This is a genomic window from Bradyrhizobium sp. SRS-191, assembly GCF_024586915.1.
Taxonomy (GTDB): Bacteria; Pseudomonadota; Alphaproteobacteria; order Rhizobiales; family Xanthobacteraceae; genus Bradyrhizobium.
The window spans coordinates 703,264-713,254 of sequence record NZ_JANBVS010000001.1 but is presented as its reverse complement, the minus strand read 5'-3'; the positions used below and the strand labels follow the sequence as shown (position 1 = coordinate 713,254).

3 protein-coding genes are annotated in these 9,991 nt (G+C 66.4%); 2 read left to right on the top strand and 1 reads right to left on the bottom strand.

All coding sequences use genetic code 11. From position 1 onward, the window contains the following. Window positions 1-29 precede the first annotated feature (29 nt). Both NLR35_RS03260 and NLR35_RS03255 read left to right on the top strand, forming a co-directional pair. On the top strand, window positions 30-1,790 hold the full coding sequence (locus NLR35_RS03260) for a Hint domain-containing protein (protein WP_257165102.1): 1,761 nt from the start codon (window positions 30-32) through the stop codon (window positions 1,788-1,790). Between the two features lie 15 nt (window positions 1,791-1,805). Beyond that, entirely contained in the window at window positions 1,806-2,396 is a 591-nt protein-coding gene (locus NLR35_RS03255) for a hypothetical protein (RefSeq protein ID WP_257165101.1), read from the top strand. A 202-nt stretch (window positions 2,397-2,598) separates the two neighbouring features. On the opposite strand, the gene NLR35_RS03250 is transcribed toward NLR35_RS03255, so the two are convergent. Further along, window positions 2,599-9,795, bottom strand: a complete 7,197-nt coding sequence (locus NLR35_RS03250; protein ID WP_257165100.1) for a SpvB/TcaC N-terminal domain-containing protein — start codon at window positions 9,793-9,795, stop codon at window positions 2,599-2,601. Between the last annotated feature and the right edge of the window lie 196 nt (window positions 9,796-9,991).

Genomic DNA, 9,991 nt, shown 5'->3' with positions numbered 1-9,991 from the left:
TCCGTCATCAAAGCCACCGGAGAAGCGCGATGAAGCTCGTTCATCTGTCCATTGCAGTGCTTGCCGCCCTGCTCGCACCAGCAAGTCTCGGGGTGGCCCAAGATGATGCCGACCGCGACGCCCGCGTCGAGGCTGCGATCCAGGCACAGTACGCCTATGTACCGCCGCGCACCGCCGCCATGGCCCGAAAGCAGCGGTCGCCGTCGCTGTCGGCCGAGCAGCGCAGCCAGCTCTCGACCTGGGTACGCGCGGCCATCGGCAAAGGGCTGGTTCCGGTCGACCTGAGGGATCCGAACGAGCTCAAGATGCTCGACCTTCTGCACACGGCCGGCCGCCGGCCTCCGGTCTCCAATCTCGTGTCGGCGCTCGGCGGCGTGCCCGCGATGCGCGCGCAGCTCGACCGCTGTGAAGAGTTCCTGAAGGAGCACCAGGCCAACGGCGTCTTCATGGATTTCGGCGCGCTCAAGGGCACCGACAAGCTCACCGCTGCGACGCTGCAGGCGGTGTTCCTCGCCGGCAAACCGCAGGACGTTCGCAATTTCGGGACCCATATCGTGGTGCTGGACTCCGACGACCACGATGTGACCGACGGAAGCGCAAAGAGCAACAAGGGCGAGACCACGCTCCTGACCGACGCGCCGCCCGAACCGGGGAAGATCGACGAGAACAAGCCTCCGGTGGCCGTTGCGGCCTTCACCACCTACATGACCGACGGCACGCCGTGCACGAAGCGCGTCACCGTACCCGTGACGCCGCCGCCGAACTCGATCGCCGTCTCGGCGCCGAACAACAGCCAGAATCGCAAGACAGTGATATGCATCAACCGCGGCAATCCGGAGCCGGGCTGGCCGCAACCCTGCGACTTCGGACCATTCCCGCAAGGCACGCTCAATCCGCCCAAGGTGGTCGTGCCGCTCGCTGGCACGATCTTGCTGCCTTATCCGCTGGCGCTCAACAACGGGAAGATCGACGCCACCCTGCAGGTCACGGCGATCAACAGCCAAGACGGCACGACCTGCACGGGACAGGACAACGACCTCGGCGCCCAGGTGCTGGCGCAGACGACGCCAACGTCGGACAAGAAGGGCGTGACGTGGTCTATTCTCGCGGACAAGGCGCTGATCTTCGGCACCACCTGCTATCAGCCGCACAGCGGCCTTGCCTTCAACATGACCTGGCAGATCAAGGCCATCCGACCGAATGGCCGGCCAACCACCATCACCGCGCTCGTCTCCAACACGCTAGAGCGCAATTCGGCCAACACGCTGATCGTGCGGAACGTCGATCTGCAATGGGGCTGCCTGCCCACGGGTACGCTGGTGACGATGGCCAACGGGACGCAGAAGCCGATCGAGCAAATATCGCCGATGGAGCTCGTGCTCGGACCGGACGGCAAGCCGTGGCAGGCGGTCGGCAAGCTGACCGGTGACGAAGCCGAGCTGATCGTGGTCACCGCCGAGGACGGCACGGTCGCGCGCATGACCGGTGAGCATCCGGTGATCGTCGGCCGCGACGAGCAGGGCCGGCCGCGCTGGCTATTGGCGTGGCATCTTGCCGCCGGCACCTCGCTCACCACCGCCAAGGGTGTAAGCAAGGTGGCGAAGGTCGAGCGGCAGGCCTATGGCGGCAAGGTCTACAACATCGCGCTGCGCCCGCAGGGAGCGAGCGAAACGCCGGCGCGCGGCGCGAGCTTCTACGCCGACGGACTTCTCGTCGGTGACCAGACCATGCAGGGCCTGCCGGAGCCGGGTCTGGCGCAGGCCGCGCCGTCCGCGTCGACGGCGAACTAAGAGGGGCGTCGAGACATGGGATGCGATCGCGTCGTTATCGCCAGCACCCTCAGCCAGGGCAATAAGACGGCCGTCACCTGGCTGAGCTACAAGATGACGGGTCTCGAAAGCTTTCTGATCACGCTCGTTCAGAATAACACGCCGACGACCTTCGAAGCCAAGGCCACCGATACCAGCCTCACCGTCGACTATACGGCGGCGGCAGGCTGCAAGGCGACGGTGACGCCGCGGATCGCGAGCGGTCCGTCGAACGACAATGCCAGCTTTGCCGCGCCGGTGCCGTTTCCGCCGCCGCCAGTCGATCCGAGCATCAAGCGGGCGGTCGCGCTTCGGGTCTGCTCGGACGGCGCCAACGTGACCGTGAACTGGGTCTCCGCCGAGATCACCAACCCGGACGATCCGCCGCTGGAGGGCAACTACATCTCGGTCGTGCAGGACTCGACCAAGCTGACCAACTTCCCCGTCGACGATCCCACGGCGACGGTCACGACATTCGCCTACGTGGTCCAGTCGGGCAGCACCTACGAAGTCATCGTCACGCCGTTCGACGTGGTCGGCCCGCGTTACGAGTTGGCGGCCTATCCGGTGCCGATCCCCTATCCTTGACGATCGAGCTCGTCGCGCGGTTTAGGAGCGAGGTCTCGTCGACTCTGCAAGAAGCGTCCCGCCGGCCGGTTCGTTCCGGCCGGCTTTATCATGCCCAAAGCGCGATGCGATTGGGTTGAGTCGTTATCGCGCTTCAGGTCGTTGTTTGCGCATGATATTTCCGGAGAAGCCGCTTTGCACCTTTTCCGGATCATGCTTTAGCCTACCTTTTGCTCAGGACGAACTCGCTGCCGTCCAGCTTGCCGACCACCGTGCCGCTCATGACCCACTGTTCCAGGCTGGCCACGAGGTCCTTGGTGCTGATGCCGTTTTTCTCGACCGATGACATCGCAGTCTTGCCGTCCGGGGCATAGAACCGGATCTCCTCGCCGACCTCGAGGGCTTCCTTGATGATGCGCTTGCTCACCGGGCTCGGCGATCGTCCTCGTTTGCGCGTTTTCGAATCCACGACGCCGGCATCGAAGCGGCCCTTGAGCGACCGGTTGCGTCCGGAATCTCCGGGCCGCAAATTTTCCTCGGAGCTGTTCAGGCCGCTGATGAGGTTCTTCGAGTCGCTCTGGGTGACGTTCTTGTTCTTTTCGAACTCCTTGAGGGCCTTGATCAGGATCGGATCCTTTCCGGCGATCGCCCTCAGGATCCGCAGTATCATCGGCTTCCGCTTCGGATTGTTGGAGGCAATCACGACCTTGTCGGCGATTTCCTGGAAGGAGTAGCGGTGCGCCAGGTCCGTTCCCTTCACCATCAGCTTTTTGGCCCTGCTGTTGAAGCCCATGCGCCTCGGCTTCGTGACTTGGCCGGTCTTGAGGTTCACGGTGACACTAACGGCTTTGGTCTTCGGCGCCTTGACGCCGCCTCCTGACGCCTTCTTCTTCCGCGACTTGCTCTGGCTCTTTTTTCGCGAGGTCTGCTTGGTCCGGGCGTAGCCGCCGATGTCGGTGTGCGACACCGGGCTGCCGCCGACGAAGGCGTAGAGGTTGATGCCGTCGATGTCGCCGGCCGGATCCGGGCTCAGCCAGCGCAGCAGCCAGGGTGCGTAGTAGCGCGCGCCGTAGTAGTAGAGCCCGGTGGCCTTGTCGCGGTCGTGACCGGCATAGCGGTAGCTCTTCAGCGAGACCTCGGCGAAGCTCGTGCCGGCGGCGTAGACGGTGATGCCGAACGGCGCGTATTCCTCATAGCTGATGATCGCGCCGTCCTCGTTTACCTCCATGGTGGAGGAGTGGATCATGTTGTCGAGCTGGTAGCGCTCCTGCTGCGCGCTGACGCCGGACGGCGGCGAGCCGACGGTCCAGTCGACGAGCTCGGCGATGCACCGCTCGTCGTCGCGCACGCGTGTCGCGCGCCATTCCTCGACAACCGTGCCGTCGCGCAGCTTGCGGTGAATCGCGACGTCGCCGAGCGTGATGGTCTCCTCGCTCGTCATGGCGCCGCCGACGAGGCGGCGGGTCAGCTTGCGGCTGCGCTGGCCTGCGGCGTCGTAGGCATAATACTGCGCATCACTCTCGCTGCCCTCGCGCGCGACCAGGGTCACGGCGGCGAGACGATTGGCCCAGCTCCAGGCCAGCGTCGGAGCGGCGCCGCCCTGGAATTTGAGCTGATTGCCGGCGGCATCGAACAGGCCATCGAGGCCGCTGTCGCTCACTGCGCCGCGGTTGGAATCGGGAGCGATGGTCAGCGTCTGCGTCCACTGGCTGCTCTTCGCGGCGTAGCGGTTGCGCCAGAGATTGCCAGCGGCGTCGTAATCATAGCGCAGACGGTAGCGTTCGAGCGCGCTGGGGTCCTGCCGTTGTGGGTTGAAATAGGGGCCGTAATCGCCGGCTGCCGCCATCGCCAGCGTATAGCCGGTCTTGGCGCGGCCGCCATTGCCGATCAGTCGGTAGAGCGAGTCGTAGGTGAAATCCTGGTCCGGTGTGACCTCCTGATTGGCGTGGAAGATTTTCGCGGCGGGCGCGGCGGTGTCGGTCACGGTCGTGACGTTGCCGACCGGATCGTCCCAATAGGTCAGGTCCTGCAGCTTTGCGCCGTCGCTCGTCCGGACCGTGGCGATGCCGGTCAGGTGGAAATTGTCGGGATCGTAGCGGTAGTCGGTGCGCAGCACGCCGCCGGTGCCGTCGCCGAACTCGGCCCAGAGCTGTTGGTCCTTGGCGTTGTAGTCGGTGGCCGCGAGATAGGCGCGCGCGGGTTTTCCCGCGCGCGCGGCAGTCACGGTAGCAATGAGCCCGTCGCGGCGGTAGCGCCAGTTCGTGGTGAGGCCGCTGGCATCGATGCGTGACAGCGGCTGGTCGAGCGCGTCGAAGCGCGCCGTGGTGGTGAACGTCTCCGTCTCGAGCTTCGGGTCGAGCGCGGCGAACAGTGCGGCCCAGCTCGCGAAGGTGCCGGCGGTCCAGTCGGGGATCGCCGTCGGGTCCCGCGCCAGCCGCGAGACCACGCCGGTGGTGCCACCGGACAGCGCCTTGCCGATCATTTCGAGGCGTCCGGCGCCGTCGTACGTGATGCAGAGCTCGCCCATCAGATTGCGATGCTCTGGCGCGGTGACGGGCGTCGCGCCGCCGGCATCGAGGCTGTCGCCATAGATGAAGCGTTCGGCGACGATGGAAGCCTTTGCGCCCGCGACCAGCACGCGCGTCAGCGACGGCCGCCCGCGCCCGTCATGCTCGACCAGCACCGACGTGCCGCGCTGATCATGAGTGTAGGCCGGTGCGCCGTTGACGTCGGCGAGCGACCAGCGGATGCCGGCATCGACGCTGTCGCTGCGCAGGAGTTGCCCGTCGATCCCCTGCGTCAGCCGCAAATTCCAGCGGCTCGCCGCCGCCTGCCGCGGATCGGCCTCGGCGATCTTGTTGCCGTCGGCGTCGTACTCGAAAACACTGACCAGTGGCGCGGCCGGCGTATCCGCAGTGGCGAGCAGTTCCTCGACGCGCACCACCAGCCCGCGCGGGTCGAGATGGTTGATGCGCGGCGTGCCGTCGAAGGCGGCCGCCTTGGTTAGCGCGTCGCGTTCGGGCACCGGCAGCGGACCGTGGCCGCCGGGATCGATGTAGTAGCGGTAATAGTCCGAGCTCTTGATCGTGTCGTCCTGGTCCCAATCGGCCTGCGACCAGGGCTGCCGGATGATCTTGCTGTAGAACGCCGCCGCCATCCCGCCCTTGGGATAGTCGGTGCGGATCAGGCGGCCGACCGCATCGTAATGCAGGGTGATGCTGGCGCCGAGCCGGTTCAGGCTCGCATTGTCTGTGTAGGTCCAGTGATCGGTGAAATAGGGCTCGTATTCGCGGTCGGGCAGGCCGAGCCCGTTGTAGTGACGGCCGCCCGACGTGGTCCAGCGCTCACTCGCGGCGGCGTTGACCTGGGCGGTCATGGTGTGCGCCGCGCCGGCTTCGGTGCGCAGCTTGTGCTGAAGCTCGCGCCCAAAGCCGTCGACGAAGGCGATTGCCATCTTGGCCACGGCGCCGTCGTTATCGCCCGGATAGACCTGCGCCTCGACGGCGACCGAATGCGTCGGTTGCCGCTCGCGGGTCCAGCTCTCCCAATCGTTGAAGGTGAAGCTGGCAGCGCCCGCGAGATAATGGTCGGGATCGGCCACGAGCGTGGCGGTGTCCGGCGGCAGCGGCCAGGTCGAGGGATCGTCGAGCGGCAGGGCTGCGAAGCCGACCTCGACGGCTTTGCCATCGCGCCATTCCCAGCCGCGAAACGAGGTGGCGATGACGTCGCCAAGCGGATCGAGCAAGGCCTCGTGGATTTGCTGATTGGCATCCCTGACGCGTGTCGCCGCCATCGCCCGGTAGTCGAGCACGAGCGCCGTCGTGACGTCAGGCGCCACGTCATTGCCGGTGCTGATGACAGTCGTGCTCGACAGCAGCAGCTTGTGTGCGTCATAGCCGTATCGGGTCACGGTGCCGGATCGGCTGCCATGATGTGCGGCGAAGGGGTCGCGGGTCTCGACGGGCAGGAAGAAGGTGTCGGCGCCTCCGTAGTTCGCGGTGAGCCCGGGATTCCAATACAGACCGTTGCTCTGATCCTCCCGATAGCCTTGCGCCGCGAGAAACGCTGCGAGGCCTTCCGGCGGTTCGACGCCCTGAAACACGGTGGCGAGTTCGGCGGCATTGAGAGCCACGATCTCCTCACGGGTCACTAGCGCCTGAGGCGCAACCGCCCGTGGCGGCTCTTCGCTACCGTCGGCGCCGACATAGATCTGACGCGACCATTCCAGCAATTCGGCATCGCCGCCCGGTGCGGTCGCCACGTGCACGGCGCCGCACAGAGTCGCGAAGTCGTAGTAGAGGCCGCGCACCGTCGGTGCCGGCGGATGAGGAAGTGTCCAGCGCCGCGCCTGCCAAGGCAGGCCGGCGAGCCAGAGGTCGGGCCCCTGCTGTGACGGCAGGATCTCGTTCCGCGCGGCATTGATCCAGATCCGCTTCTGCTCGGGAATGATGTCGGCTTGATCCGACCGGCGCGCATAGGCGACCGAGCAAGCGAGCGCGATGTCGCCAAACGCATCGATCTCGAGCGTCACCTCGTGCGCGATGGATGGATCGCCGGCCGCGCCATCATAGACATATCGGAGATGCTCGCGCTGCGTGACGAGGAAAGAAGCCCTCTGGTCCGCAATCCGTGGCTGCTCCATCCGCACCAGGGCATTCACCGCTTCGACAACGAACGGTGCGGCCGGCGTGTCGACGGCAAACTCCTCGCGGCGCAGGAGCGTGCCGGCGAGCGCAGCGACGGCCTCGCGCCAGGTCCCGGCGTCGATGCTGGCTCCTTGCCAATCGAAGCAACTGGGCGGCATCGAATAGGCGCGCGCGTCGCCCTGCCAATATTCGCGCGCAAACGCCTCCTCCAGCGTCTCGTCGGTGAGGACCGCGCCGGTATGGTACCATTCCCGTCGCAACAGCGCGGGCGCGTCACCGATGCTCTGCGCGAGGCTGGCGTGCGGGGCGTCACGCTCGCGCGCCTCCACCAGGCCGAAGCCGCGGAATTCTCGCTCGACCGGATCGAAATAGCCGTGACGGTAGCGATACTCCATCACCCGGATCACGCCCGCAACTTCGTCCACCTGCTCGACGCGCGACAGCACGGGGAGGGCTGAGGCCAGCGTCGTGACCCACGGCCGTCCTTCCAAACGATCGAGCAGCTGGAAGCGCGCGGAGCTCACATAGGACAGGGCGATGACGCGGCCGCGGCTGTCGTCGAACCGCTCGACCAGGCCGGGCCGGCCGTCGCCTGCGAGCTTGCAGACGAAATGGCGCGGCGACGGATCATCCGTGGTGAAGATGATTGCCTCGCAGCCCATGCCGGACATGTCGGCCGTGTGCAGCTGCGTCATGCTGCGCAGCGCGGCCGGCAGCATCACCTCGATCGCCTCGGCCGCAAATCCGTTGCCGGCCTGGTTGCGATGGATGCGCAGCCGATCGGTCAGCGCGATGACGAGATCGGCGCAGCCGGTGCCGGTGAGATCGGCGAGCAGCACGCGATCCGGGCCGACCGTTTCGGGCCAGATCGGTGTGGGGAGATCGATCGGATCGCCAAAACGTCCGAAGCCCAGATTAGGCCAGCAGCGCAGCGATCCGCTGCGCAGCAGCACGGCTGGGCTGGTGCCGCCGCCGAGCACGTCGACAAAGCGCAATTCCTCCCCCGGCGGCGGTGACGCGGTGAGCGGCAGGCCGCGCGCGCGGGCGCGCCGCTGCGCAGGCGCAAATCCGTCGCGTCCGAGATTGCGATTGTAGGTCAGCACGTCGACGTCGACACGCACACGGTCGGCATGGCCATCGCCGGTGAGGTCGGCGAATTCGGCCGGTTGCGCGGCACGGTCAAGCAGGCTGTGCGCGAAGGGGCGGAAGGCCATCCAGCCGCCGTCCTCGCGCGGCGGAAAATAGCCGTCGAGCGTCGGCGTGGACCAGGACAGCGACAGGCGGCCGTTGCCGTCGAGGTCGACCAGGGCCGCCGGGCCATCGGCAAGCCGCGGGATTGGAAAGGAAGAGGCGGGCGCGGCCTGGTAGATCACCTCGGCATTGAGGTCGGCTGCGGCAAGCGTCGGCGCAAAATAGGCCACCGTTTCGCCATCGGCATAGAGCACGCCGGGCAGGCCGCTGCCGTCGAGGTCGACCAGCGCGTAGGGCGGCGGTGCGCCGAAACGCGGTGGCGCGTTGCCCGGCGCGAGTCCAAGGGGCGTGAACACTGCCGGTGCCGCGGGCAGGGCTGTCCAGTCGAGCCGGACCGGTGGCAACGATCGCGTCGTATAGCGCTCGCCGCTCGGACGGCTGGCCACATATTGCCAGCCTACCGTTGCGACCGTGCCGAGCCGTGACGCGTAGGGATTTTCGTCGTAGTTCAGTGCCAGCACGCGCACTAGCACATCGGCGGCGCCGAGCTCGGCGGGGAAGTGGTGCACCATCAGGATGTTGCGGCACAACCGGCAGGTCCGCCGCTCGAAACCCGCAACGTAGCCGGAGAACGGATCCGGACGCGGGCTCCATGGTCCGACCGGAACGGCTGGTGTGTCGTTGTCGGCACTGAGGCGGTACTCGCCGTAGTCGAACAGCACATCGAACAGCCAAGGTCCGTCGGGTAGGTCGAGCGGATCGACCGCGGTGAATGGCTGCGTGTTGCCGTAAGAGATGCGTTGCGGATAGCGATTGGCATCGCAGCGGCGGCCGGGCTGCGGCGGCATGGCGAGTCCGGCGCCGTCCTCGGCCTTGTAGCGATAGCGCACGGCGTTGCCGCGCGGATCGCACTGGGCCTCGATCAGCCATTCGAACACCCTTGCCGCGTCGTCGGGGTCGGCGATGCGGGCGTCGGCGCTGGCGCCGTACACGGCAATCTCATCGGCGCGCGACAGGGTTCGCCAGAAGGTGGCACCGCCCTCGTCCGGGCTCCAGCGTTCGATGCGGGTAAAATCGCGTTCGATTTGCGGACGGTACTGCGTGACCGTGTAGGTGGTGTCGCCGGCGCGCCGTTGCGTGGCGGAGCCGGGTACTGGCACCAGCGCGTTGCCGTTGAGTGCATAGGAGTCGGTTCCGTCATAGCGCGGCATATGCCGGTTGATCGCGATCGTCACCGATGGCAGCGCAACGCTGACGCCCTGGCCGAACACGCCGTTGTGACCGCTGGAGTCATACTGCAGCGAGAGCTGCGGCTCGAGACCTCGCGCCGGTGTGACGTCGAAGGGTATCGTCAGCTCGGCAAAGCCGCTCTGTCCGGGACCCTGGAAGGATTCACCGAGCCCTGTCAGCGTTCCCGCGGCAGGCGTTTGGACGGTGCGGACCTCGATCTTGCGCTCGGAGCGGGGCGGCCCTCCGGTCGGACTGGTCGTGGACTGTCTGGCGCCGGCTTGCCCGTTGGCATTGCGCGAATTCGCAGCGCCGGCCACACCGGCCTGTCGCTCTCCAGTCTGCGATATCGCCATGAGCCATTCCGCTCTTGCGTGGTGAAGATTTAAAATAACAATCAAAGGTAGTGGCGTCAACGCGGTGAACGCCGCGGCCTGTCTGCAGCCCGTGGGTTGAACTCGACACCTCACGAGCGATGCTCGTCGGCGGCGACAAGTGCTGATCAATCAGCTTATTGGCTAGAGTTCATCGCGTGTTCACTCGCCGGTGTGG